The 25,532-nt window shown below is 60.2% G+C and carries 22 protein-coding genes; 7 read left to right on the plus strand and 15 right to left on the minus strand.

What is annotated here, in order from left to right; translation table 11 throughout:
- Positions 1–51: 51 nt before the first annotated feature.
- The 3 genes from LPB072_RS07950 to LPB072_RS07960 all read right to left on the minus strand — a co-directional run bounded on the left by LPB072_RS07950 (position 52) and on the right by LPB072_RS07960 (position 3,827).
- The gene (locus tag LPB072_RS07950) at positions 52–1,449 is read right to left on the minus strand and encodes a DUF2130 domain-containing protein (RefSeq protein WP_066093860.1); all 1,398 of its coding nucleotides are present in this window, start codon (positions 1,447–1,449) and stop codon (positions 52–54) included.
- Positions 1,450–1,791: 342 nt separating this feature from the next.
- Positions 1,792–2,367 (minus strand): hypothetical protein, encoded by a 576-nt coding sequence (locus tag LPB072_RS07955; RefSeq protein WP_066093863.1) that lies wholly within the window; start codon positions 2,365–2,367, stop codon positions 1,792–1,794.
- 629 nt (positions 2,368–2,996) lie between these two features.
- Positions 2,997–3,827 (minus strand): aldo/keto reductase, encoded by an 831-nt coding sequence (locus tag LPB072_RS07960; protein ID WP_066093866.1) that lies wholly within the window; start codon positions 3,825–3,827, stop codon positions 2,997–2,999.
- A gap of 95 nt (positions 3,828–3,922) precedes the next feature.
- On the opposite strand from LPB072_RS07960, the gene LPB072_RS07965 reads away from it, so the two are divergent.
- Positions 3,923–4,198: a hypothetical protein gene (locus LPB072_RS07965; RefSeq protein WP_066093870.1), complete on the plus strand. Its 276-nt coding sequence runs from the start codon at positions 3,923–3,925 to the stop codon at positions 4,196–4,198.
- 201 nt (positions 4,199–4,399) lie between these two features.
- Here the strand turns inward: LPB072_RS07965 and LPB072_RS07970 are convergent, their stop codons facing one another.
- Together LPB072_RS07970 and LPB072_RS07980 are read right to left on the minus strand one after the other, a co-directional pair.
- A complete protein-coding gene (locus LPB072_RS07970) occupies positions 4,400–6,499 on the minus strand; it encodes a PAS domain-containing hybrid sensor histidine kinase/response regulator (RefSeq protein WP_066093873.1) in 2,100 nt (699 codons plus the stop codon).
- A gap of 541 nt (positions 6,500–7,040) precedes the next feature.
- The gene (locus tag LPB072_RS07980; protein ID WP_066094770.1) at positions 7,041–7,406 is read right to left on the minus strand and encodes an HPF/RaiA family ribosome-associated protein; all 366 of its coding nucleotides are present in this window, start codon (positions 7,404–7,406) and stop codon (positions 7,041–7,043) included.
- A 252-nt stretch (positions 7,407–7,658) separates the two neighbouring features.
- Between LPB072_RS07980 and LPB072_RS23850 the strand changes: the two genes are divergently transcribed.
- The 3 genes from LPB072_RS23850 (at position 7,659) to map (ending at position 9,072) form a co-directional block, all read left to right on the plus strand.
- Positions 7,659–7,823, plus strand: a complete 165-nt coding sequence (locus LPB072_RS23850; RefSeq protein ID WP_157694174.1) for a hypothetical protein — start codon at positions 7,659–7,661, stop codon at positions 7,821–7,823.
- Positions 7,824–8,005: 182 nt separating this feature from the next.
- Positions 8,006–8,278, plus strand: a complete 273-nt coding sequence (locus tag LPB072_RS07985) for a ParD-like family protein (RefSeq protein ID WP_066093880.1) — start codon at positions 8,006–8,008, stop codon at positions 8,276–8,278.
- Complete coding sequence (gene map / locus LPB072_RS07990) at positions 8,278–9,072, plus strand: type I methionyl aminopeptidase (RefSeq protein WP_066093882.1); 795 nt, start codon at positions 8,278–8,280, stop codon at positions 9,070–9,072. Before LPB072_RS07985 ends, map begins: the two co-directional genes overlap by 1 nt.
- Before the next feature lie 18 nt (positions 9,073–9,090).
- Here the strand turns inward: map and LPB072_RS07995 are convergent, their stop codons facing one another.
- From LPB072_RS07995 to LPB072_RS08020, 4 genes are all read right to left on the minus strand, one after another.
- A complete protein-coding gene (locus LPB072_RS07995) occupies positions 9,091–9,471 on the minus strand; it encodes a VOC family protein (RefSeq protein ID WP_066093885.1) in 381 nt (126 codons plus the stop codon).
- A gap of 554 nt (positions 9,472–10,025) precedes the next feature.
- Positions 10,026–10,916: a TauD/TfdA family dioxygenase gene (locus LPB072_RS08005; protein WP_157559258.1), complete on the minus strand. Its 891-nt coding sequence runs from the start codon at positions 10,914–10,916 to the stop codon at positions 10,026–10,028.
- 273 nt (positions 10,917–11,189) lie between these two features.
- On the minus strand, positions 11,190–11,786 hold the full coding sequence (locus LPB072_RS08010) for a hypothetical protein (RefSeq protein WP_066093893.1): 597 nt from the start codon (positions 11,784–11,786) through the stop codon (positions 11,190–11,192).
- 499 nt (positions 11,787–12,285) lie between these two features.
- Positions 12,286–12,663 (minus strand): hypothetical protein, encoded by a 378-nt coding sequence (locus LPB072_RS08020; protein ID WP_157559259.1) that lies wholly within the window; start codon positions 12,661–12,663, stop codon positions 12,286–12,288.
- A gap of 589 nt (positions 12,664–13,252) precedes the next feature.
- On the opposite strand from LPB072_RS08020, the gene LPB072_RS08025 reads away from it, so the two are divergent.
- Positions 13,253–14,494, plus strand: a complete 1,242-nt coding sequence (locus LPB072_RS08025) for an EAL and HDOD domain-containing protein (RefSeq protein ID WP_066093900.1) — start codon at positions 13,253–13,255, stop codon at positions 14,492–14,494.
- Positions 14,495–14,653: 159 nt separating this feature from the next.
- Positions 14,654–16,006 (plus strand): hypothetical protein, encoded by a 1,353-nt coding sequence (locus tag LPB072_RS08030; RefSeq protein ID WP_066093903.1) that lies wholly within the window; start codon positions 14,654–14,656, stop codon positions 16,004–16,006.
- A gap of 188 nt (positions 16,007–16,194) precedes the next feature.
- Here the strand turns inward: LPB072_RS08030 and LPB072_RS08035 are convergent, their stop codons facing one another.
- From LPB072_RS08035 to LPB072_RS08055, 6 genes are all read right to left on the minus strand, one after another.
- Positions 16,195–16,818, minus strand: a complete 624-nt coding sequence (locus LPB072_RS08035) for an ankyrin repeat domain-containing protein (RefSeq protein ID WP_157694175.1) — start codon at positions 16,816–16,818, stop codon at positions 16,195–16,197.
- A 276-nt stretch (positions 16,819–17,094) separates the two neighbouring features.
- A complete protein-coding gene (locus LPB072_RS23110) occupies positions 17,095–17,760 on the minus strand; it encodes an RloB family protein (RefSeq protein ID WP_082877084.1) in 666 nt (221 codons plus the stop codon).
- A 1-nt stretch (position 17,761) separates the two neighbouring features.
- Entirely contained in the window at positions 17,762–19,129 is a 1,368-nt protein-coding gene (locus LPB072_RS08040) for an AAA family ATPase (RefSeq protein WP_066093908.1), read from the minus strand.
- 222 nt (positions 19,130–19,351) lie between these two features.
- The gene (locus LPB072_RS08045; protein ID WP_066093911.1) at positions 19,352–22,870 is read right to left on the minus strand and encodes a pyruvate carboxylase; all 3,519 of its coding nucleotides are present in this window, start codon (positions 22,868–22,870) and stop codon (positions 19,352–19,354) included.
- Between the two features lie 214 nt (positions 22,871–23,084).
- On the minus strand, positions 23,085–23,330 hold the full coding sequence (locus tag LPB072_RS08050) for a CDGSH iron-sulfur domain-containing protein (RefSeq protein WP_066093914.1): 246 nt from the start codon (positions 23,328–23,330) through the stop codon (positions 23,085–23,087).
- Positions 23,331–23,958: 628 nt separating this feature from the next.
- On the minus strand, positions 23,959–24,969 hold the full coding sequence (locus LPB072_RS08055; protein WP_066093916.1) for a hypothetical protein: 1,011 nt from the start codon (positions 24,967–24,969) through the stop codon (positions 23,959–23,961).
- Between the two features lie 261 nt (positions 24,970–25,230).
- Here LPB072_RS08055 and LPB072_RS08060 point away from each other — a divergent pair, with 261 nt between their 5' ends.
- Positions 25,231–25,482 (plus strand): DUF2789 domain-containing protein, encoded by a 252-nt coding sequence (locus LPB072_RS08060; protein WP_066093919.1) that lies wholly within the window; start codon positions 25,231–25,233, stop codon positions 25,480–25,482.
- The last annotated feature ends 50 nt before the right edge of the window (positions 25,483–25,532 follow it).

Raw genomic sequence — 25,532 nt, forward strand, 5'->3', positions numbered from 1 at the left:
AGGCGTCAATAGGCTCAGGCTCAGGCCTGGTTCTGGGTCTGGGCTAGGGGCTTATGGCGCTTCGTCCTTGAGGTCGGCAAACTTGCCCGCCATGGTCGGGTTGCCCCGGGTCAGTTTTTTGATCGTCACTTCCTGTGCCTTGTCGTTCGCCAGCCGAAGGTTCCGGTCGGTGCCGAGCAGGGCTTCCTTGGTTTTCTGCAGGTGGTCAATGGACTTGTCGATCTCGTCGATCGCCGTCTGGAAACGCCTGGAGGCCAGGTCGTAGTTTTTGGCGAAGGCATTTTTGAAGGTGTCGAGATCGGCTTCGAAGTTGGTGATGTCGATGCTCTGTGCCTTCACCAGCGCCAGCTCCGATTTGTATTTGAGCGAATTCATGGCCGCGTTGCGCAGCAGCGTGATCATGGGAAGAAAGAACTGCGGGCGCACCACATACATCTTCGGGAAGCGGTGGAACACATCGACGATGCCCGTGTTGTAGAGCTCGCTGTCAGGCTCCAGCAGTGACACCAGCACCGCGTATTCGCAACCCTTTTCGGCGCGGTCCTTGTCGAGCTCTTTCAGGAAATCCTCGTTCTTGTTTTTCGTCGCGGTGCGGTCGCTCTCGTTCTTCATCTCGAACATGATGGAGACGATTTCGGTGCCTGCTTCATCTGTATCGCGAAAGATGTAGTCACCCTTGCTGCCCGAGCGCGCGTCGTTGTCCTTTTCGAAATAGGCTCTGGGAAACGCCGTGGCCCGAATGCGGTTGAACTCGGTTTCGCAGTGCTGTTCCAGGGTTTCGCCCACCATCTTGGTCGACAAACGCACTTTCATGTCGCGCAGGCGTTCGATCGCCTCATCGCGGTCCTTGATCTGGGTTTCGTATTTGTCTTTCAGCGACTTCTCGGCGAGCTGTTTTTCCAGCTCGGCCCGCGAAAGACCGCTCTTCAATTCGTCCCGCTCCCTTTCAACCTGGCTTACCGCTTCGGTGATGGCGAGCTTCTGTGCAACGGCGATGGCGTCGAGCCTGGCCTTGAGACCCTGGATCTCAGCGTCCTTGGCCGCGGCAGCCGTTTGCAGGCCGTTCACCAGCTTGGCGTCGGCCAGCTCGGTGGCGGCCTGTTTGTCGCGCTTCGCCTGCTCAAGCTCGTTGGCGAGCGCGTCGCGCTGCTTCTCCACCGCGCTCAGGGCCTCGGCCACGGCGAGCTTGCGGGCGGTTTCGCCGGCATCGAGTTTGGCCTTCAGGCTCTGGATTTCGGCATCTTTGCCCGCGGCCGACCTTTGCGACTCGCTGGCCAGTTGTGACCTGGCGAGCTCAACGGCATTGAGTTTGTCTTGCTCGGCCAGCGCCAGCCGGTCGTGCAGCTCCTGCTCGAACTTGCCGTCGCGAACCTGCTTCAGAATGTCTGCGTAGCCGGCCTCGTCAACCTTGAAGGCCTTCTTGCAGTGGGGACAGATGATTTCGTGCATGGCTACTTCGTTCCTCCCGCCTTGGGCGGAGTCTGCTTGTGATCCGGCAATTCACCGGCTGGCCGCCATGTTAACCAGCCCATTGGCACAAAGGTTCAAAGGTGTGCGCCCTGTTTCTGTTTTCAGGTGCCGGGTGACGCGTGCTTTTGCACCAGCCGCAATGGCCCCAGCCAGTCCGGCCAGCATGTTTGCAATCGCGATCGGCATGCCGAAGCGGCAAGACTGCCACTCACCCAGCGTTGCCGCCGGCTGCGGTGTGTGTTGAACCGGCCGCCCGCCAAGGCAGGTTTTTGGGTGGCGGGGTCATACCGGTCAGCGTTTGACCCCCCCAACGGTCAGAGGTCAGTTCAAGGTGACAGGAATGCCCGGTTTGCTCTGGCAGATCTCGTCCAGGGTCTCTGAGATGTAGCAAGCCTTTGCTATGACGAGATAGGAGCCGGGCTGACGGCTCAGGCGGGTTCCGGCGCTGCGCGGAGAGCCACAGTCGATGGTTCGGCCACCACCGGATGAGTCGGCAAGGTAGGCGCACTGCTGGGCGCCGCTGGCATCACAACCGGTGATGTTGGGGCCGCAGGTCGCGCCCAGGAACAACAGGTTGTCGGGCGGGCTGGCATTGCCCATGGATGCAGGAACAAGGTAGGCATACAACAGGTAGGCCGGGTTGCCACCCGTGCGATCGGCCTTCCAGCTCACCGTAAAGGACTGCGGCGAGCTGCTTGTTGGCGCAGCGAGTGCGCTGAAGCCTGCGCTGAAACTCCGGAAATTCACACCCCATTTGCCGCCACTGCTGCCGCCACCGATATTGGGGATGTCCGGGTCGCCTCCGCCACAGGCCGTCAGAAGGGCAAGGCTGGCAATCGAAATCAGCAACTTGAAGCGAACGAACGTTGAACCAAAGCCGAGGGACTTGAACGACATGGATGTTTTCCTAAAAGCAAAAGCTTGTGAAATGGAACAGAGGTTGATGGACTTTCAGAGAGCAAAAAGATCTCTGCGAGTACATCGACAAATTGCGGAAAAACCTTGAGCAATGTTTCGCGCATTTTTGTGTCTGTTCCGTCATCCCGAAGCCGAGCAATTTCGCCCAGTTTTTTTTCGCGCGGTCACCGTGATCGGGGCGGCGAAACCCGGGCGCCTGACCACAGCGGCGCATGCAACGCCTGCACCCAGGGCCTCACCCTTCCAAACCAATTGCGAAAAAAAGGAATTGGCGGGGTGCCGGTCAAGGCAAACGCATCGCCTTTTTGGAGCGCCGCGGTGCATGCGGTGCCACTCACTCGTTGAAATGAGAGACACCCGGCATCTCGGGCCATGCTCTTTGGCCCGCAGTTGCTCCGGCTGCAATCGTTCGTCGGCGACGTCGGATTCCATCTGCATGAACACCAGTGAAATCAGGGCGCTGCTGGTCGTGAAGCGTGGAGCCCAGGGACACGGGTCTCTGTCTGCCCGGTGGCGGTCACGCCTGCAGGGCGCGAAGCGCTCACCAGTTGGTCCTGCGGCAGGGTTTCCTGCGCGCCGGGTTCATGCGAACACAGCGCAGGGGCAACCTAGAAACCAGCCGTCATCGGGTTGGGCCCGATGCGGCCATCGGCGGCGTCGAGCAGGGCAATCGTGGCGAGGTCTTCGGCGTCAAGTGCAAAACCAAAAACATCGAAGTTCTGAACAATGCGGCTGGCGGTGACCGACTTGGGAATGGCGATCAAGCCGTTGTCGATGTGCCACCGGATGATGACCTGGGCCGGCGTGCGGCCATGCTTGGCCGCTACCCGTTCGATCGCCGGGTTGGCCAGCAGCGTTCCTTGCCCCAGCGGGCTCCAGGACTGTGTCGCGATACCGCGCGCCGCGTGCGCCCGGCGCAACGCGGTCTGCTGAAAGCGCGGGTGCAACTCGATCTGGTTGATCACCGGTGTGACGCCGGTTTCACCGATGATGCGATCAAGGTGTTCGGTCTCGAAATTCGAAACCCCGATCGAGCGAACCTTGCCTTCCTCTTGAAGCCGGATCAGTGCGCGCCACGATTCCACAAAAAGCCCCTTGTTGGGCGCGGGCCAGTGGATCAGGTAGAGGTCAACATGGTCGAGGCCGAGCCGCTTCAGGCTCGCTGTGGCCGCCTTCACTGTCGCATCAAAACCCTGATCGGCGTTCCAGACCTTGGTTGTGATGAACAGGTCGTCACGGGCAGCGCCAGAGGCGCGCACACCTTCGCCAACACCGGCTTCGTTCTCGTAGATGGCCGCGGTGTCGATGTGGCGATAACCCGCCTCGATGGCCGCTTTCACGGCGGAGACGGCCACATCGGGCGGTGTCTGCCAGACGCCCAGACCCACTTGTGGAATGGACTTGCCGTCGTGCAGGGGGATACGCAGCTGAGAATTCAAGAGAGGGCTCCAAAAGGGTTGGCACTGTTGGCTTTCAATATACCTGTGTGCCCCGCGATAGACTTGCCGCACCCCCGTTTCCCCATACACACGCCATGTCCACCACCCCTGATCTCTCGACCCCCGCCGCCTCCGAAGCCCAGGCCTGGGAGGCACTGAAAACGCTGGGCGACGCGGCGCTGGTGCAAGGTGGTTTGCAGGCGGTGTTGCAGATGTTTGTGGGCACGCTCACCGGGGCCGAAGAAGTGGCGCGCGTGAGTGAAGAAGCCGGCCACCCCGACAGCATGACGCCCGAAGTGATTGCGCAGTGGATAGCGACCGACTATGTGCCCGGCATGCAGCAGGCGCTGGCACAGGGCGGGGCAGGGTAGGGCAAGTGCACGGCCCATGCTGGGCCCGAACAACCAACCCGTGGTGGCCACGGATGCCGGTGGCAACAAGGCTGTTGCGGAATGGCCGCTCACCACCGATTCGCGGCGCCCGGACGCCAGGCGGTTTCACGAGCAACCGGTTTTTGAAACCGGCCACGAGGAAAACACGGTTCGTTTCGCTGGCCCCGGGGAGGGGCTGGCTCAAACCGCTTTCTGCCAAACCTTCAGCACCGACTCGCACACCACCGCCACATCTTGCGCTTTGAAGATCAGTTCGCAGACCCCGGCGTCGGCGGCCTGCGTCAGAAGCGGCTGGTCAATGAACCCCGAGATCACCGCCACGGGCAAGTTGGGGTTGAGCGCCCGCACTTCGCGCGCCACATCCAGCCCCGACTTGCCAGGCATGTTGTAGTCGGTCAGAACCAGATCGAACGCGGCTGGATCGGCGCGCAACGCCTGAAGCGCTTCTGCGTGACCGGTGAAACCGGTCACTTGAAACCCTTGCCTTTTCAACAGCTTCGTCATCAGGCGCACCAGCGATTCATCGTCGTCGACATAGAGGATTCTTTTGCCTCGCGCAAGCTCCGGCCCCGAGTCGACCGGCTCTTGACCTCTTTCATCGATCGGCGCTTCTGCCTGGCCTTCGAAGACCGGCAGGCACACCGTGAAGGTCGTGCCGTGGCCGGGGCGGCTGTGTACCTGGATCGTGCCATCGTGTTTTTGCACGATGCCGTGGGCGACAGACAAGCCCAGCCCCGTGCCTTTGCCCACCGGCTTGGTGGTGAAGAAGGGCTCAAAAATACGCTCAAGCGTGGGGCCATCCATGCCCGGTCCGTCATCCTTTACCGTCAGCTTGACCAGGCGTGGCGGTTGCGTTGCGTGCAGCCGCATCGGCGTATCAGGCCACCGCCCCAACACGGTTTCGGATGTTGTGGTGACTTCAAGGCCAATTTCGATGCGGCCCGAACGCTCGGCCATCGCCTGCATGGCATTGGTGACCAGGTTGATCAGCACCTGCTCGATCTGGTTGGCATCGGCCAAGACCAGTGGTACATCTGTTTCGCAGCGGGATTCCAGTTCAATGCGCGCCGGCAAGGTGGCACGCAACAAGCTCATGGTTTCATCGACCACGTTGCCGAGGACTGTGGCTTTGAGCGACGTTGGCTGACGGCGGCTGAATGAAAGAATTTGCTGCACAAGTTCGCGTGCCCGCGAAGCGGCTTTTCGAATTTCTTCTACGCTTTCCAGAGCCGCCGCGTTGCCTTCAGCATCTTGCCGCGCCAGCTCTGCGTTGCCCAGGATGGTCGCGACGATGTTGTTGAAGTCGTGCGCAATGCCGCCAGCCAGCGTGCCCATTGCTTCCATCTTTTGCGACTCGCGCAGCTGTGCTTCGAGCGCGGTTTGTCGCAACGCGGCATGCTTGCGTTCCGTGACGTCAAAGATGGTGCCCACCAGGAATCTGTCGCCGGTTTCTTCAACGAAACGCGTCTTGCTGGTCACGATGGTTCGCTCAAAGCCGTTCAGCGTGAGCGACTCTTCGCGCACATCGGGCCTGCCGGTGTCGAGAACCTGCCGGTCGACGGCCAAAAAATGGTCACGCTCGGTATCCGGAACTTGCTCTGCCAGCGACTTGCCCATCACGGCGCTCTCATCCAGGTCGAACAGCTCGTAAAAGGCGTGGTTGGCGAGTATGACGCGGTGCTCGTTGTCCTTGACGAATATCGGATCGTTGGTCGCGTCCAGAACGGTTTTCATGCGACTGCGTTCAAGGCGCACCGCGCGTTCTGCTTCCACCTGCTCGGTGACATCGCTCATGGTGATGCGAAGCCGAAGGCCGGTGCCATCGGTCTTTTCGAATTCGCCTTGGGCTGGCATGCATTCGAGTCGCGCCTGAAACACCGCACCTTCGCGGCGTCGAAAAGGCAGCGTCACATTGCTTTGCTCGCCGACATGCTGGATGGCCAAAACAAGCGCGGACCAGCGACCTTGATCGTCCGCATCGATCAGCGACGCAAATGGCAATTGCAGCAACGCATTTCGCTCGATTCCCAGCAGCGAGACCGCGGTGAGATTCACATCCTCAATCCTGCCCTCGGCATCAAGAACGAAATAGCCAACGGGAGCACATTCGTACAAATCGACATACCGGTCTCGCGATTCGGTCAGCGCCATCAGCGCCTTTCGCAAGGCCTCGTTCTGTATCTCCAGCTCGCTCTTGTGCCCAAGCCCATCGAGCGGCTGCGTTTCGGTCGCTGTGCCTGACGACTGATCGTGATGATCCTGTGCGGGGTCAGGATTCATGGCGGTGATTTATGTGAAGTGAACGCCATCGTCATGGTGGAGCAAGGCGGGGGCGGTCGGGGCGAAGTGCGCACGGGTCTCACCCGCACCGGTGAGCCCAATGCCGCCGCCGCTGGGCCTTCCCAAGCAGGTGGGAATGAGCCATGTTGCCTGTAATCATGTTGTTGATCGTACCAATTTGAAGATTGGACTGCATCACAAACAAGGGGCAAAAAGCCACCCATATGCCACAAAGCGCAGCGCGGGCGCTGTGCGGAACCCGTCCGGCGATGCCCTGAACGACGAGGTTGCCATGTGGTGAAAATCACCACCGACAAGCAGTGTACAGACCCAAGGCGGATACACAAGATGCGGTGTTTCAAGGCCCTGTTTGAGGGCATGAAACTGAGGGCATGAAACGCAAACTCAGCCGATCGGGCCGCTGCAGGGCCAGTTTGAGGGCAAAAAACAGGAGAACCAGGGTTTGATTCAAGCCTGCGGCTGACAGGCAAGCCAGGAGAGCGGACCTGGCGCCGGCTTCACCGGGCTCCCATTGGGGCAATCAGGCCTGGTCGAGATCCGTCGCCAACGTCGGCGCATCGGGCCCCTTCTTGCGGGCTGTCTGCTCACGCCCAAACGTGCTGTCCAGCAGGTGCGCCAATTTTTTCGCAGCGCCATGCACCGCCTGGTCTTGCGTTGCGGCATGTTCGGTGACCGCAACAGGCTGTCGGTTTTCGAGGCGGGCTTCCAGCATGCAGCGATGGTCATGCAAGCCGCTCTTGTCGCCGTTTTCGTCGCTCAGATGGACCTCCACCCGGGTGATGTGGTCCCTGAAATGCCCCAGCGCCTGTTCAACCGTTGCGCTGACGTGGGCGGCCAACCGATCATGGCCGTCGACATGGGCACCGGTGTTCACTTGAATCTTCATAGGGTTCTCCTGTGGGTTGGGGTTGACGAGGTGTTGCACGCTGCCGGGTACCTGAAACCGCGCATTTTTCATCCATGGCTTCGTGGGCACCCTCAAGCGCTCCTCCCCATACTAGGCCCTCATACCGTGGGTTGTGGATTTGCCCTTGTTTCACCCGCAGGTAGGGGCAGGCATGGAAGCGAAGGGGTGCCCCGCGGTAACGTGCAACACAACGCAGCGCCACCCCGATCCACTCGAAGTAGTTGGACCCCGATGAACCAGGTCTTGTCCCCCGCCCAGCGCGATGAATTCAAACGTTTGCGGCTCAAACGTCGCGAGACACTGCAACGGGAAATGCAGCAGAGCCGCGAATACCTCACGCCCCCCGTCAGATCCGAGCGCCAGTCCTTCGCGGCCAACCGCGCAGCAAAGAGATGAAAAGCCCAACCCGGCAACAGTTCGGGCTTCTTTCTTTGAGCCACCGCTGACATGCGCTCGCCACCTGTTGAACCACAGCAGCGTTGCAAACCGCATCGAACCCCTTCATTCAAATTGACCTTCCCTCGCAAGAAATATATGAAACATATACAATTCATATACGTTTTATACAGAGAGCCAATATGGGTATCGTCAAAATTTCAGATGTGATGCACGAAAACCTGCGGGTCGCAGGCAGCGCGCTCAGCAGGTCCATCAATGCACAGGCAGAGCACTGGATGCGGGTCGGCATGCTGACCGAAATGCACCCCGAGCTGAACCACCGGGAAATCAGCCAGATGCTGATTCGTGCCGAACTCGCAGGGGGCCTGGACATCGCCATGGCCGCCAAAGGCGCGCTCAACAAACCCGGCGCAAACCCAGCTGCAACTGCAACGGCAACCGGGAAACACTGATGGCGCGCAACGGCGTTTCCATCAAATCACCCGAAGACATCGAGAAGTCTCGGGTGGCGGCCCAACTGGCCGCCGAAGTGCTCAGCATGATCGAGCCCTTTGTGGTGCCCGGCGTGAGCACCGACCGGCTCGACCAGATTTGCCACGACCACATCGTGAACGTGCAGGGCGTGATTCCCGCCAACGTGGGCTACCAGGGGTTTCCCAAAACCATCCTCACCTCGGTCAACCAGGTGATTTGCCACGGCATTCCCTCGCCCGAGAAGATTCTGAAAAAGGGCGACATCGTGAACATCGATGTGGCCGTGATCAAAGATGGCTGGTTCGGTGACACCAGCCGCATGTTCTTCGTGGGCGCGCCCAGCGTACTGGCCCGGCGCCTGGTGGAAACCACCTATGAAGCCATGCGGGCCGGCATCAAAGCCGTGAAGCCCGGCGCCACGCTGGGCGACATTGGCCACGCCATTCAAAGCGTGGCCCACCGCGAACATTTCAGCGTGGTGCGCGAGTTCTGCGGCCACGGCATTGGGCAGGTCTACCACGACGACCCCAACGTCTTGCACTACGGCCAGCGCGGCGAAGGGCTCAAGCTGCAGGCTGGCATGGTGTTCACCATCGAGCCCATGCTCAACGCCGGCAAGCGCGACATCCGCCACCTGCCCGACGGCTGGACGGTGGTGACCAAAGACCGCTCGCTCTCGGCCCAGTGGGAACACATGGTGGCGGTCACGCCCGAGGGTTACGACGTGTTGACCGCCTGGCCGGGTGGTACCGGCCGCTACGCGCCGATCTGAAACCCGGCAGCGCCCGCGTTATTGACGGGTGCTGACCGAAACGTTCAGCTTGTTGCCATCGAGATCGCGGCCGTATGCGCCGTAGTAATCAGGGCTGTAGTTGCGCGGCCCTGGCAGGCCCTCGTCGGAGCCACCGCAGCGCAGAACGGCGGCGTGAAAAGCCTTGACCGCTTCGGCATCCGGGGCGGCAAACATCACCTGCGTGCCATTGCCAAAAGTCGCCTTTTGCCCGTTGAACGGCTGGAGCACAAAGAAGCTGGCCTTGCCGTTTTGGCCAGCGTAGGCCCGCTCTTGCGCATCAGCGGCCACACAGCGCATGCCAAGGGTGGCCAACACGGCATCGTAAAAAATACCGGCAGCGGCCATGTTGTTCGTGCCAACGCATACGCCTGAAAGCATGGGGTGGTTTCCTCTCTGTGGGGGTTGATAAAAGGTTGGGGAACGGCGTTGCTCTGCTGCAGCGCAAAACAGCCCGTGGCGGGTGACCGCCAAGCCTTGCGGGCCTTCACACGGGTTTACCTGGTCAGGAAGCCAATGGCGATGAAGCAAAGGGCTGCGCCAGCGGCCGCAACAAGTGCCAAATTGCTCCAGAAAACAAACGGCTCGTCATCTCGGTACACGGTTCGGCTCCTGACCAGCACGCTGGCTTGCGTGGGCAGATACCCCCTGACCACCCCCAAAAGGGCGATCAAAAGAAACCAGATTCCAACCGGAAGCGCGATCCAGGCGACCGAATTTGACATAAACAACGCACCCCATCCGAGTTCAGTTTTGATGCAACGAATTTTGCACCTTCGCCTGCAATGGCGTTGGCCGCGGCCACGAACACCAGGAGCAAGCCTTGTCTTTTGCCTTTTCCCGTTGAAGCAAGCCAATCGGTGTGTGACCCTGGAATCTGGAACACGCCGTGCGCCCAGCCGCCGATGCCGTTGGCCTCGCGCGTCCCGATCGACCTAAGCCCCCGCGAAAAAGTCGCCCAATTCGTGTTCCGTTGCCGATGGCCGTATGGCAGGCGCATCGATCCACAACCTGAGCAGGTGGCGGCGCCTGTGCGCGTCGGGCCAGTCTTCGTAAGCCGCGCGGGCATGCATGACGGCGCGGTTGTGCAGCACCAGGCTGTCGCCGGCGGCCAACGTCAGGCGAATCTGGAACTGGGGCGAATTGGCCAGTGCGTCGAAATGGTCGAGTGCCTGCACGTCAAGCGCAGACAGGGGTTCGCCTGCCGCCTGGGCTGCGGCTTCGATAAAGGGGCGGTAGTAGACGCAACTGACGCAGCCGTCGTGCTGCATCAGGATCGGCCGGGTCCAGCCGGAGGCTTCACCTGCGCCGGGCTCGGTTTCCGATGGCTCCCAAAAGCGAAAGCCACGCTGCAGCACCGGCAGCAGCTCTGGGCGCTGCGCCGCGATGTGGTTGTGAATCGCTTCAATGTTGACCAGCTGGTTCTCGCCTCCCGAGCGCGCCGGCGCCAGGCAATGTAGGACGAGCAGGGTGGGCGGATCGGTGTGCAGCGACAGTTCGCCCGGCGAGCGGTAGCCGCGGTTGTCGAAGGCGTCGGTGTCGGAGAAGTCGCGAATGTCTTCCAGCAGCGAGCCCGCCTTGTTTTGCGGCACGATGGTGCCCAGCTCGGCGCCGAAGCGGTTGAGAGGCGGCACCATCGCTGCGCGGTCGGCATCGGCCGGGCCCAGACCCCGCACCAGCGCGAAGCCGTATTGCTGCAGCGAAGCGATCGCCGCAGGTCCCAGGCCGCTCGCCTGGCTGCGCGCGTCGATCCAGAGATCGGCCAGCGCGCCCTGCAGCCTGTGGTCCCAGTTCACCTGGGTGGGTGGTGTTGTTGTAGTCGTCATCCAGTCGTTCTTTGTGAAGGTTTGCGCGGTTGGCCACAAGCGCGCAGGCTCAAAGAGCCCGGCGCCAGGTTCAACCGCTGGCCATCAATGGGGCCGCGCCTTGCTTTTTGCTCTCAGCCGGTCAAAAGGGCGCGCATGAGGCCCAACCTTACCCCCAGCCGCACCGCGTCCGGTGCTGAACCGGGCAAGCTCAGCGGCCCAGCAGCTCAACGCACGGGCCCTGAAGCCAAAAGCAAGGCCAGTTGCGGGTCTCTGCTGAAACGCACAGCCCTGTCACCCGCCCCGATTTTCCTTGCCGAGCGCCACCCTGAAGGCTTCCAGCTTGGCCTCGTAGGCCTCCGCCTCGCCGTAGTCCAGGAAGCGGTTGTAGCGGGCATGGGTGCCCAGGATCTTGTGGGCGTGTTTGATGGGGCAGAAGTACTGCTCGGTGCGGGCCAGGATCTCAGCCATGTAGCTCATCAGGCCGTTGCCGTACTCGCAGTAGGTGCAGTGAAACTTCTCGATGAAGTTGAGGTAGCCCAGATGGCGCCGGTCGTACACCAGGTAGTCGGAGCGGCGAACCCTGGCGATGCCATAAATCGGGAAGCAGGTCCACTGGTAAAGCGTCACGAAAAAGTCGAGCATCAGCAGGGGAATCACCATGGCGTAGATGATCGGCCCCGTGATCAGGTTCTGCGGGCGGTTGGTCACCAGCCAGCGAAAGAAGTTGGTTTTGAGCTTGCGGTGGGCTTGCTTGACCGAACTCTCGAACTCCACGCGCTTGCCCTTGATCTGAAAAAACATGCGGCTTTCCTGATCGTGCACAGCGGTGCGCAGATCGGCCTCCAGCGCGGCCATCTGCTCCAGAATCTCATTGATGCGTTCGTTCATGGGGCCAGCATAGGGCAAACGCCCTGCGAGCGGCGCGCCAGCATCTCATGGGTATCGCTCTGCCTCTGCCACGCGGTCGGCAGCGGCTTGGGTTGCCTTTTCAACCAGCGGGCGCAGGGCTTGCGCATGAACGTGGGTCGCATCAGGCACGAGGCCCTGACTTCCGTGCAAGTTGCCCGGACCGAGATGGACCAGCTGCTTGAAGGCTTGCCGGGCCAGACCAAGGCCCGCCGGTGGACGGAAGCAAGGGGCTCAGAAGCCAGCCTGGCTTTTGGACACCGCGCGGAACGTGTTCAGCGTGTGCCCCACACAGCGTGGCTTCCCTGTGGCCCAACGCACCACCGGCCAGCAGCGACCAGACGCAAGGCGGTTTTCCGAAAAACCGGGCTCAAGGCCCCGCGGACAGGCAGGTATGACCCCGAAACCCAGCCCATCGGTGACCAGCAAGGCGGCCTCAAAGGCGAAAGGCAAGGCTTGCCCCTGAATTCGGGTGCAAAGGTCACTGCTTGGTTGAGGGGAAGTCCATCCAGAGGTCCACGGGATAACCGGCCCCGTCACGAGGCGCAGACACTTCGACGCTGCCCGTGTAGAGCCTGCTGTTGATGATGGCCAGCAGATCCTTGGATTCCCTCGGCACAACAGAGGCGTTCGGGGCATCAACCCCGGCCAGACGCACCACCACCTTGTCCACCGCCGCTTTGCCCACCTGCTTTTTCCCCATGAAGGTGAAGGTGCCCGAGGCGGTTCCGACCACAGGCGTACCGGAACACGCGGTGCCCTCGTAAACCGCCATGCGGTTGGTAAAGCGAAGCTGGCTCATGCCTGCGCCGGCCGCAGAAATGGTGATGGTGGCTTGTTCACTTTCTTTGCTGTTCACTTTGTCACAGACACTCCGCCATGTGCCCAGGTACTTGCTCAGGGCCGCCGCCGCTGGCCCATTCGTGGAAGAACCACCGGTTGGGTCATTGCCTGTGTTCTCTGCGCCGCGAGCATCACCGCAGCCAGACAAAACAAGCACCACACACAGAACAGACGCGCACCAACTGGACACAGCAAACACAGCCTTCCTCCTTGAATTTCGTGAGTCTACTGGCCCGCAACTGCGGCATCGCAGCACCCGCCGGGAAAACTGGGCCAAGGGCGAAAAGGGCGCTGCCGGTCTAGTGCTTTGCCCGCATCACCTCGCAACGTCAAAAGACCTGACCTGGCGCTCGCTGGAGCCCGAGACCCTTGGCCTTGCCGCTCACGAACGCAAGGGCCCAGAGGCGATGCGCCTGATGCCTGTGCAATACTCGAAGTCACTATTGGACAGTTTCAACAGCCCCAAACGCAGGCTTTTTCTTGGGGGTGCTTGCTGTCCAAAGCTCGTTGCGGATAACGAACCGAACCTGCGGGTGACCGGCTCTTGATACGGCCCGCATGGCATTGCGTATCCGTGTGACCCGTTCTTTTGTACCCATCAGCCCATGCAAACCAACCATCCTGGCGAGCCATCTGCATTGACGGGGCAGATGGCCATTGCGCGTCATCCCATCGTCGATGCCCACCGCAATGTGGTCGCGTATGAGCTGTTCAATCGATCTCTGTCGGCCACAGGCGAACCGCTGTCCAACAACGTGGTTTCCACGCTGCATGCTTTGGCCGAAGGCGGTGCACCGTTTTCCACATCGCAATGCGATCTGTTCATTCCCAGCGAGCACCCAGCGCTGGAAGGCCCCCATTGGGAATTCATAGACCCCGCCACGACGGTGATTGAAGTCCCCATGGTTCCCGGCCATGTGCCTGAGCAGATTGCCGAGGTGGCCACCTTGCTTGAGCGATTGCGGGCACAGGGTTTCAGACTGTCGTTTGGCCACAATGTCATTGCGCAGGTTTACAAGCCCTGGCAGACCTTGGCCGACTTTGTACAGGTGGGGTTGTCAGAGGCGACCCAGCCCAATCTCCAGGCGCTGGTTGCCGCCATCAAGGCCCGCACAGGCGCGGCCATCGTGGCGCACAACATTGAACACGCAGAGCAGTTTGAACTGACCCAGTCCCTGGGCGTGGAGCGGTTCCAGGGGTCGTTGTTTTCGGCGCCCGAAGTGGTGCAGCCGCGTGCGTTGTCGCCCGGTGAAATGACAGCGATGAAACTGTTCAACATGGTGAGCCAGGGGGCCTCGCTGGATGCGGTGGAACTCACGCTCAAAAAGGATGCTGCGCTCGGCGTGAGTCTGCTGCGCATCATCAACTCTGCTGCCATGGGCTTGAAGCAGCCCGTGACGTCTTTGCGTCAAGCGGTGCAGTTGATGGGCTATCAGAAGCTGGGCCGTTGGTCGGCGATGCTGATGACATTTGCCAACCAGAGCAGCACCAGTCTGGTGGGGGCGTCGGCCGTGGTGCGCGGACGCATGATGGAGTTGTTGGCCCAGATCAACTTGTCAGACGGTGAAGCGGGCGCTGCATTTCTGGTCGGCCTGCTGTCGCAGCTGGACCGCATGCTTGGCGCGCCCATGGAAACCTTGCTGGAGGGCCTGGATCTGGAGCCTGAAGTCACCGCTGCACTGCTTCAACGAAGCGGCAAGTTTGGCGATATGTTGTCCTTGGTGGTGGCCTGCGAGTCGGACGACGAACTGGCATTTTCCGAGGTGTTTGCGCGTCTCAACTACTCCAGCCACCAAATCAACATGGCCCACATGGAAGCGCTGGTTTGGGGTGACAGCGGGAACTGATGTCTGCCCTGATGGCCTCAGACCGCTGACGCTTTTGCGCCCCTGTCGTTGCCATTCATGAGGTGACATGAAACAAGCCACCGGGGAATTCCATGCGCAAAGGTCGTGCCGTCGGCGGACTCTAGTCGGGGGGATGTTGCATTGCGAGACCTGACCCCGATGCCCACACACCATATCCCCGTTCAAAGGACCGCCATTGTGGGGCACAAAGAATCACCAAAGGGCCTGTTCGCCAGCCCCTCGCCGCCAGAGCGAGCGGCGCCACGCTTGCTCGCTGCGGTCGAGGCGGCGGCGCATCGATCAGAGCTTGAATTCCGGGCAGCGCGGGGTGATTCGCGCGGACTTTCGAGCTTGTTTCGGCAGCGGCTTTTCCTGCTGCCGTTGCTGTGTGTGGCGCTCAGCGGTTGCGCCTTGAGCGGCGGCAACTTCTCTCAACACCCCGGTTTTGCCAGCCACTTCGAATCCAACCCTCGCCGCGCCAGCGCAGCCACCGCAGACGAACAAGCGCTGCTGGAGCGGCACCGACCCCAGCTGTGGTTACCCGCCGGGCACGCCGGGCCGATCGACTTCTACTGCGACTACATCGCCCAAGGCAGCTTGGTCACCCAAGGTGGCCAGCAGCAGCCACGCCCGGTCACCCAGGCGCTGCTCAACCAATTCACAAACGATCCCCAAGCGGTGTTCACGCACCAGCCCGATGCGGCCAGCCCGGCCTGTGGGCCAGCGCGCGCGCTGGGCCGGGTCGACACGGTGGAGCTGTCCATGGCTGCCGGCGAAGCCCCTCGCCCATGGCGTTTTCTCACCTACCACTTTGTGTTCCGCCATTCCGGGCTGGTCGCTGGCCTGTCGTGGTGGCAATCGCTGGGCATGGGCTTGGTGGGCGATTTGAACGACTGGCACCAGTTGGACCACTACACCGCCGCCACCATCGTCATCAACGAGACCGAGCAACCCGTTGCACTCATGCTGCAGCAACACAACGGCATGCACACCTATGTGGTGGGAGAAACCGTGGGCGACTGGCAGCTGGCACCCTCGGTCGACGGGCGCCTGGCCATCGATGTGGCGATTCGCTCCAACGAGCTGTACCCCCACCGCCCGGGTCGCCAAGTTCGGCCGGCTGTCGATTTCGTCAGCGCGCAGACCTTGCCCTACCTGATGGGCTTGAGGCCTGGCACCCTGCGCTCTTCCGCAGACATCACCGAGCCCGCACGCATGGCCGATTACCGACTTGGTTTTCTGCCACCAGATGACGCGTTTTATGCCTTCGCCGGCTACCTCGGTGAGCGCCGCCTGCTGCCCGGCCGAGACGGCCCACCGGGCACCGATTACAACACCGTGCCCGCCCTCAAACCCCTATACCGCCAGTGGGTTGCCGGGTACTGGCGCGAAGGGAATTCGGGAGACCTCAACCGACTGCTGCCCATGATGGGCCGGGACACCAACCCCGAACCCGCCATTCAACAACAGACCATCGAACTCGGGTTGACGCTGAAACGCCTGGGGCTGTAACAACGCATGAGGCATCGGCCCATGAAAAAGGTCGGGCCCGACCGGAAGCCTTGGGCGGTGGGCGTTGGGTCGATTCACCGCATCAAGAAATAGTCTTTGCAAGTCTTTGGGATCTTGTCTTTTGCCTGCATCAGTTGGAAGAGGCAAAATGCAAGACCTCATATCGGGTTCTGTGCGACCACAATGCGCTACTTAAGATTTAGGGACTTTGATTGATCTCGAACGTCGACGGAAATAGCTCCATTTTTGTTTTTCAAATCGCGCTTGGCGCCTGCCGCAATAAGTAACTTCACAATGGATTCGTGGCCTCCGCCTGAAGCTACGTGAAGTGCAGTATTTCCTGATCGCGTTTGTTCGTTCGCGCGTGCTCCCGATTTCAGTAGCAGCTTGACGATACCTTCATGCCCTTGACTTGCAGCAGAAATAAGCGGGGTGAAGCCGTTCTCCTTTGAAAGGTTCGCGTCGGCTCCAGCCTCTAGCAAGATCGTTGCGGTCCCCAAGTGGCCCCAGAACGCAGCTTCATGCAGAGCGGTGGTCCCATCTGCCACTTGTTTGTTGACGGCCGCGCCGTGAGACAGCAAGTACCGAACAATTTGCACATGGTTCTGTGAATCAGACTTATAGGTGCTAGCCCCAGTCAACGCGGTGGTCCCCCATTTATTGATTTCGTTAGGGTCTGCGCCATTGGCGAGAAGCCGTTTGACCTCCAAAAGTTGGCCCTCTCTTGCAGCTTGGTCCAGAGGAAGATTGCTTTGGGCACCAAAAGCAAAATTCGCAAACCCTAAGATTGCAATAAGCACAAAACTTTTCATTTTTCTCTCCATAGTTCTATGGTGCGTCTTCGCACCTACCACCCGCACTCGGGAGAAGATACGAGGTCTTGTATTTTGCTTGGATAGACTGGCAAAGGCAAAAGGCAAGACCTGACCCTGGAACCGGCGTTCACCGTGGCGCAGACGGCGGGCTTTGACGGAGTTTGGGGTCTTGGCTTTTGCCTGCACAAGTTGGAAGAGGCAAAAGGCAAGACCTAACCCTGAAACCTCTGAAACCCTTGGAAATCGGCTTGACTTTCAAGATGGTACTGACCCTCAAGAGTTATTGTTGTGCCTTGAGAACCGCCCCCTACCGTTCTCAATGATCTTCCTTACTAGGATACCAACTGTTGTTGAAGGGCAGCCCAAGGGAATCCCTTCAGTTTCTCGCTGCAATAGAAGGGATTTAGATCGATTGAATGCATCGTCTACCTTGTCCTTCACTAGATCAAAATCAATCACAGCCCCATTTTCATGATCATACTGCGGCATAAGCGCTCTTAAACGTCGCTGAATTCTATGCCTATCATCTTGTCCGCCATAGTTTATTAGATGAAGTAGTGGCCATATTTCGAAGCAGGGATTGGAGAAGGCTATATCGATTCGATTGCTTTTAGCAAGCTCAATCGCTTCATTCACTCGGGGATGCTCATCTCGATCAAAAACCGCCCACACTCGGAAAACATCAAAACTATTCCTCGACCGTCTTTGCTCCAATAAAAGTCTTTCCCTTTCTTCTATAGCTGCATTCACCACAGTTATGGGTACACCTGTGATTGGAAGAAATCTAAGGGCTACCAAACCGGATCCATACTCTTGCTTGCAGCTTTCGAGATACTCTCGTTCGGTTACTTTTCCTTCGCATGCAACAACAATTTCTACTTTTGGCGCTATAATTTTCGACCTTCTACTAATAGAAGGTGCTGATGGTATTCGCTGCATTTCAATCTTCCGCAGTTGATGCGTGAAGCGTTCGAACAAAGTCCTTCAGGCTACAACCCATAAAAGGTGTGGCTCCAAATCGACCCTCTAGGTAACCCTGTTCAAAATTATCCGTCGCTCGAACCTTTATGTCACTCAAGGCATACACGTGAGTTGCCCCGCCCAAATCCTTTTCGGTAAACCAAAGTTGATCTCTTCGCAACAGTCCGCCACTTAAAAGATTAGTATCATGCGTTGAAAATATTAGCTGCGATTTTCCAATATTGGTGTCCGGGCTGGAGAATAGTTTGATCAGCTCTCTTGATACCAGCGGGTGCAACGCCGTATTTAATTCATCAACAATAAGTAGACCTCCCTCATTAAGCCGTGCGAACGCTGGGCCCAACAGCTGGAGCAATGCCAATGTTCCGGTGCTTTCACGCTTTAGTTTGATTGGATATTTACCTCTATCTTTGCCAATATGTAAGAGTTCTACCTTTGGGCGATCTACATTTTTCGGAAATTCAAAATTCTCCTCGTTTTGTGGAAGATGCTTTTTTAGGACCTGCTCGAAGTCCTGAAGAAGCTCCGCAGTCCTCTTGTCCGGAGGAGATTTCGAGAAATCAATTCCATTGACTCCAATATCTGCAGCTTTCAAAAACTCTATCGCCATTTTTTGCCTACCTTCATCTGCTCCGAAATAGGCGGTGATTTGCTCTGCAATACTTGCCTCATTAATTTTGGAGTCAAGTCGATGCACAACTTTTGAAAAGAAGAATTCGAATATTGGGGTAATTTGTGGATGAGAATTTTGAGCCGCAGCAGACAGAAAAAGGCTGTTTGGGCGGACAAGCTTTGCAATTTGTTTATTCTCTCCCTTCAACGCCTTGCCAAACTTAAATTCAATATTTAGGTCGCTATTGGTTTCTCGCGCGAATAATACAGATCGAACTTGTCGTGGGGCAGATAGATCAAAAGAATACAGCCACTCTTGAACAATCTTTTTCCCATCAAGCGAATATCCGTAGTGATACCTATAACCGTCTAAAACGATATCGGCATCGTATCGCGAAGGTTTCTCCTTTGATGATTCATTGAGAAGAAACGGATAGTAGGGTGTTCCGGAGCTACTTGCGCGCCCAGTATGAGATGAAACGATCCCATCCCCAAAGAATTCCATTGCAGAAAGCAATGTCGATTTGCCAGAGGCATTTGCGCCATAGATTCCTAAAACGGGTACAACCTTTAACGCCTTTTCAATTCCTGCTGCTGTTTCGGATGCCACAGGAATGAGGCCTGACTCATCGTCCTTGAGCGAAGTTGCAGTGAGCTGTAGCTCTTGGTAGGACTCGATCGAGCCATGATTTTCGACGCCAAACCGGAGTAGCATTTATCATTCCTAGGTGCATTTTTGCAATATTTTTACACAAAACTGAGTTCAAAGGATGCTTGGAAGCTTTTTCGCAACAATTTCTCTCTCCGGCCGCAAGGATAAATCAGGCCATTCTTTGAAGGACATCGGGGTCAGGCCCTGCCTTTTTTTCTCCGGATGCACTTCTAAGGCCTTGATTTGACCGCCAGAGGTCATCCGAACTCCAGGGGCCAGCTTTCTTCAACCTGCAGCCCCCTCAGCCCCACCCCCCACCGCCCGCAACACCACCAGCAACTCCTTCGCCTGCACCCGATCCCCAGACACCACATAAACAGCATCCACCTCGGCATCGCGATCCGCAGCCACGTGGGTTTCCATCTTCATGGCTTCCAGCGAAAGCAGCGTGCTGCCGGCGTTGACGCGCTGGCCCGCGGTCACGGCCACGTTGACGATGGCGCCGGGCATGGGCGCGGCCACATGCCAGGGGTTGCCGGGCTCGGCCAGCGGGCGGGCACCCTCCGCCGCCGCGGCGTTGGCGGCGGCCACGCGCACGGTGCGCGACTGGCCGTTGAGCTCAAACTGCACCTTGTGGGCGGTTTCGCCGTCGTCTGCGATGCTTTGCAGGGCCACCAGCAGGGTCTTGCCTGGGTCGATCTCCAGCGCCAACTCTTGCTGCAGCTGCGGGCCGTAGAAAAACACGGGCGTGGGCAGCACCGAGGTGTCGCCGTTTTCCAGCACATGGGCGCAGTAGTCGCGCATGACCTTGGGGTACATCAGGTACGAGGCGAGCTGTTGCTCGTTGAGCGGCAGGCCGCATTCGGCTTCAGCCTCAAGGCGCGCAGCGGCCAGGTCGACATCGGGCATGTTGTCGCCGGGGCGGTAAGGGGCTGGTGGTGAATCGCCTTCGGCGAGTTTCAGCACCTTGCGGCTCACGGCTTCCGGGAAACCATCGGGCGGGAAGCCCAGCTCGCCTTTGAACAGCGACACCACCGAGGCGGGGAAGGCCACCTCGCGCGCGGGGTCGAGCACGTCGGAGGTGGTCATGTCGCTGGAAACGAGCATGAGCGCCATGTCGCCCACCACCTTGGAAGACGGCGTGACCTTCACGATGTCGCCGAACAACTGGTTGACGTCGGCATAGGCCTGGGACACTTCGGTCCAGCGGTGGGCCAGGCCCAGCGAGCGGGCTTGCTCGCGCAGGTTGGTGTATTGGCCGCCAGGCATTTCGTGGCGGTAGACATCGGCGGTGCCGCTGCGGATGTCGGCCTCAAAGGGTGAGTAGAAGCGGCGCACGCCTTCCCAATACATGGCGGTGGCGTGCAAGGCGTCTTGCGACAGGCCGGGGTCGCGCTCGGTGCCCGACAGCGCGGCGGCAATGGCCGAGAGGTTGGGCTGCGAGGTGAGGCCGCTCATGGAATCGATAGCACCGTCCACCGCGTCGCAACCGGCTTCAATGGCCGCCAGCACCGAGGCGGCGGATGCACCGCTGGTGTCATGCGTGTGGAAGTGCACCGGCAGGCCGGTTTCTTCTTTGATGGCTTTCACCAGCGCTGCAGCAGCGCGGGGGCGGCAGATGCCGGCCATGTCTTTGATGCCGATGATGTGCACCCCGGCTTCTTTCAGCTCTTTGGCGATGCCCACGTAATAGGCCAGGTTGTACTTGGGGCGCGCCGTGTCAAACAGGTCGCCGGTGTAGCAGATGGCGCCTTCGCAGAGCTTGCCGGTGGCCAGCACGGCGTCGATCGCCACGCGCATGTTTTGCACCCAGTTGAGCGAATCGAACACGCGGAACAGATCGATGCCGCCGTCTGCGGCCTGCTGCACAAAATGGCGCACCACGTTGTCGGCGTAGTTGGTGTAGCCCACGGCGTTGGAGCCGCGCAGCAGCATTTGCAGCAGGATGTTGGGCGCGCGCTCGCGGATGGCGGCCAGCCGCGCCCAGGGGTCTTCTTTCAAAAAGCGCAAGGCCACATCAAAGGTGGCGCCGCCCCAGCATTCCAGCGAAAACAGCTGCGGCAGCTCGCGCGCCACATAAGGAACGATGGGCAGCATGTCGGCGGTGCGCATGCGCGTGGCCAGCAAAGATTGGTGGGCGTCGCGCAGGGTGGTGTCGGTCACCAGCACCTGCTTTTGATCGAGCATCCATTGCGCGAAGCCTTTGGCGCCCAGCTTTTCCAGGCGCTGCTTTGTGCCATCGGGCACGGGGCTGCTGCGGTCGACCTTGGGCAACACGGGCTTGGGCAGCGGCAAGGCGGGCAAGGTGCGTCCGGCCACTTCGGGGTTGCCGTGCACGGCGGTTTCGGCCAGGAAGCGCAGCAGCTTGGTGGCGCGGTCGCGGCGCACCGTGAATTCGAGCAGCTCGGGCGTTTCTTCGATGAAGCGCGTGGTGACTTCGCCGGCGGCGAAATCGGGGTGATTGATGACGTTTTCCAGGAACTGCAGGTTGGTGGCCACGCCGCGGATGCGGAACTCGCGCAGGGCGCGGTCCATGCGCTGGCTGGTCTCGATGGCCGTGGGCGCCCAGGCGGTCACCTTCACCAGCAGCGAGTCGTAATACGGGGTGATCACGGCGCCGGTGTAGGCCGTGCCACCATCGAGCCGAATGCCGAAGCCGGCCGCGCTGCGGTAGGCGGTGAGGCGGCCGTAATCGGGCAAGAAGCCGTTTTCCGGGTCTTCGGTGGTCACGCGGCATTGCAGCGCGTGGCCGCGCAGCGGAATGTCGGCCTGCAGCGGCACGCCCGTGGGGTGGCGGCCGTCTTTGGTTTCCTGGTTGACGCCAATGAAGCCGCCTTCGCTGATGCGGATCTGGGCGCGCACGATGTCGACCCCGGTGACCAGTTCGGTCACGGTGTGCTCCACCTGGATGCGGGGGTTCACCTCGATGAAATAACACTGGTTGTCGTCGGCATCCATCAGGAACTCAACCGTGCCAGCGTGGGTGTAGTTCACCGAGCGCATCAGCGCCAGCGCGCTTTCGCACAGCGCGGCGCGTGCCGCGGCATCGAGGTAAGGCGCGGGGGCGCGCTCCACCACTTTCTGGTTGCGCCGCTGCACCGTGCAATCGCGCTCGTGCAGGTGCACGATGTTGCCGTGCAGGTCGCCCAAAATTTGCACTTCCACATGGCGCGCGCGGCGGATGAGCTTTTCGAAATACACCTCGTCGTTGCCAAAGGCGGCCAGCGCTTCGCGGCGCGAGGCTTCCAGCGAACCTTCCAGCTCAGCCGCCGATTCGATCACGCGCATGCCGCGCCCACCACCGCCCCAGCTGGCCTTCAGCATCACCGGGAAGCCAATGCCTTCGGCCAGGCGCTGGCACTCGGCCAGATCGAGCGGCAACGGCGGCGTGGCCGGCATCACCGGCACGCCCGCGGCCACCGCCGCGTGGCGCGCCGCCACCTTGTTGCCCAGGGTGCGCATCACGTCGCCGCTGGGGCCGATCCAGCGGAAGCCGGCGGCCACCACGGCGTCGGCGAAGTCGGGGTTTTCTGAGAGGAAGCCGTAGCCGGGGTGGATGGCGTCAACGCCGGCTTCGCGCGCGATGCGCAGAATGTCTTCGCCATCGAGGTAAGCCGCCAGCGGCTTCTTGCCTTCGCCCACGAGGTAGCTCTCGTCGGCCTTGAAGCGGTGCAGCGATTGCCGGTCTTGCTGCGAGTAAATGGCCACGGTGCGGATGCGCATCTCGTTGGCGGCGCGCATCACGCGGATGGCGATTTCAGAACGGTTGGCGATCAGGATCGAGCGGATCGGGTTCGGCTGCATGGGGGTCCTCTTGGTTGGCGTCAACCCACATCATGCAGGATTCGCACCAGGAAAACGCCGCGCCGCCTCAAGGCGACGCTGAAAAAAATCGGGGCCATCACTGAAAAAATCCCGTGAGGCTTGCCGTAGGGGCGCAGCCACCGCTGCCTTCCCGTCTGACCGGGTGGTTTTGTCGAATACCGCGGTCAGCGCGGGTTTGATCCCACCGTAGCGGTCAGGGTGCTTTCTTGTGCGTACCGTCGCAAAGCGGCGCCGTGCCGGTTCCTTTGCATCCGCAAAAATAGGCGGTCCTGGTTTCCGTGGCGCTGTATTTGACTGGCGTGAATTCACCTGCGGCCTTGTGCGAGCCATCGCAGAACGGCTGGCTCTTGCTTTGACCACAGGCGCACCACCAGTAGTCTTTGCCGGCTTCAACGTTGACGGGGAAGGGTGTATCGCTCGCGCGAACGGGATTGGCCATGGTGTGTTCCTCTTGCGTTGGCTAAAAATGCATGCGGCCCCCTTGCGGGAACACCGGGTGGCTTTTGCCGGTTGCCTCAATGGCCAGCCGTGGCGGCAAACCGCCTGAACCGCTTCTGGTGAATCACCTGAGCTGGATCCACCTGCCTCATTGAAAAACCGGGAGAGGCTCAACGTTTGCCGGCCTCACTTCTCGATGAAAACAACCAGGGTTGCCGGCTTGACACCACCGTGTTTCATCGCCGCGGCGCTGGCATCGCTCTGTATGACCGCCTGGAATCATCCGCTTGAACAAAGGCGCGGAGGTCTATTGCCGCGCCGCCGAACACCTGTTCCTGCTTCTTCGATGAAAGCCCGTGTGTGACGCCGCTCACCGCGTGAGTTGCAATGGGTCCGGGTCTGTGTATGGCGGTCTCTCCGGGACTGGGCAGCAAGCGCTGCCTTCGCCTGCACTGTACGCCTTCGCCGCCAAGCGTCAACAACCCATTTTTCGGCTCAAGTCAGCCTTTGGCGGGGGGCTTGGCGTGGCGGCGTGAACGGGTCTTTCCAGCACCACGACCGAGCCTGACAGATCGCCGACCTTGGCGCCGCCTTTGCCTTGCCGCCTGAGCAGGCTTGGGGCGAAGGGCTCAGCCCTTCCACTCGAGCTGGAACGAGAGGTCGTGACCGGCCAGTTCGGAGTATTTCCGGATGGCTTTGCGGGCCAGCGTGAGCTTGACCGCAGGGGGAATCCCGTCGCTGAAGCGGCCGAAGAGGCTGCGGTTTTCGCCGACCGGGGCGGCCTTTGTTTCGGGGAATTCGACCTCGACCCGGGCCTGCCGCTGGCCGGCGCGGTCCAGCAGGCTCGAGAGCCTTTCAAACATCTGGAGCAACGGATCGGCCCGGTGCGTCGACCAGTTGGCGGAAGGCATGAAGTCGACGAAGTGCATCAGGTGGTAGTTCAGGTTGATCCAGAGGTTGTCTGCATCGATTGTGAGCGGTTCGTTGTCGATCACCCGGTGCAAGCGCAGCGACTTGAGTTCGCCCAGGCGGTGCATGTTCTGTTCGAGTTCTTCGAGCAGGTCGTCGTTGTAGAGCAGGCGCAGGATCGACGGAAAGGCCTCAACGTGCAGCGCTTCAAAATCGGTGAGCAGCGCCTTGAGCTGGGGCAGCTTGCGCGCTTCCATGGCGAAGGTGTTGGTTGCGGTGCCCAGTATCGAGTGGAGCAGGGCGACGTTCGGCGAATGCCCGGGGTAATACCGGGCGGCATAGTGGTGGCAGAACACGAGGTGTTCGAGGAAGGTGCCATCGGCGTGCTCCATGCTGAAGTCGCACTCGTTGACCATGAAGTCGATCAGCCGTTGGTCGATCGCTGGCGCTGGCTGGGCCGATGTGGCCTTGGCGTAAGCGGCCTCGATATCGGCTGCGGCCACGCGGTCCCACACCGATTCTTTTGCCAGCTTCTCATCCATGACCTTGCGGGCAATGCCCTCAAGGCCGCCGAAGATCGTGCGGCCCATGTCGAAGTTGGCCATGCGCTCCACCTGTAGCCGGCCTGCGTGATCAAACGCGCCGCCGCGCGCGATGGCGGCCTTGCGTTGCAGGTTCAGCGGTGCGTTCAGCTCGGCGCGTGCGGTGGGGGTGTCGGTGCTGGTGCTCATATGGACCAGATGGTGTCGTGTGAACACCTTTTCGTCAACGCGGTTCGAACTGGGGTTTCCCTGTTGGCCCCGGCGATCAGGCGTCGCATCATGGATGGGTCAACCACCAGGAGCAGCCGCTGCCACCGTGGTCGCGCAGCGTAGGAGCCGGACTACCCCAGACTGGCGCTGCGCTTCCTAGAATGAACCAACCGGCTCGTTTTTCGGGCCAGAGCACCCCTGTGGTGTCCACGTTCCAACCGACAGAAGAAAGGCCAAACCATGCAAGAAGCCCACCACCATTTCAGCGATCTCTTCGCCCAGCTGGGTCTGCCGGACGACCCCAAGAGCATCGCGCAATTTCTCGCCCGCCACCGACCCCTCGCGGGCGATGTGCGGCTGCCCGATGCACCCTTCTGGTCAACCGCTCAGGCCACCTTCCTGAAGGAAGCCCTGCTACAGGATTCGGACTGGGCCGAGCCGGTTGACCAGTTGAGCGAAGCCCTGCGCGACGACGAAACCCCATCGGCCTGAAGCGAGGGCCCCAGCTGGGTCACGGGTGCGACAACTGTGCGGTTGATCGG

Source organism: Hydrogenophaga crassostreae (assembly GCF_001761385.1).
Taxonomy (GTDB): domain Bacteria; phylum Pseudomonadota; class Gammaproteobacteria; order Burkholderiales; family Burkholderiaceae_C; genus Hydrogenophaga; species Hydrogenophaga crassostreae.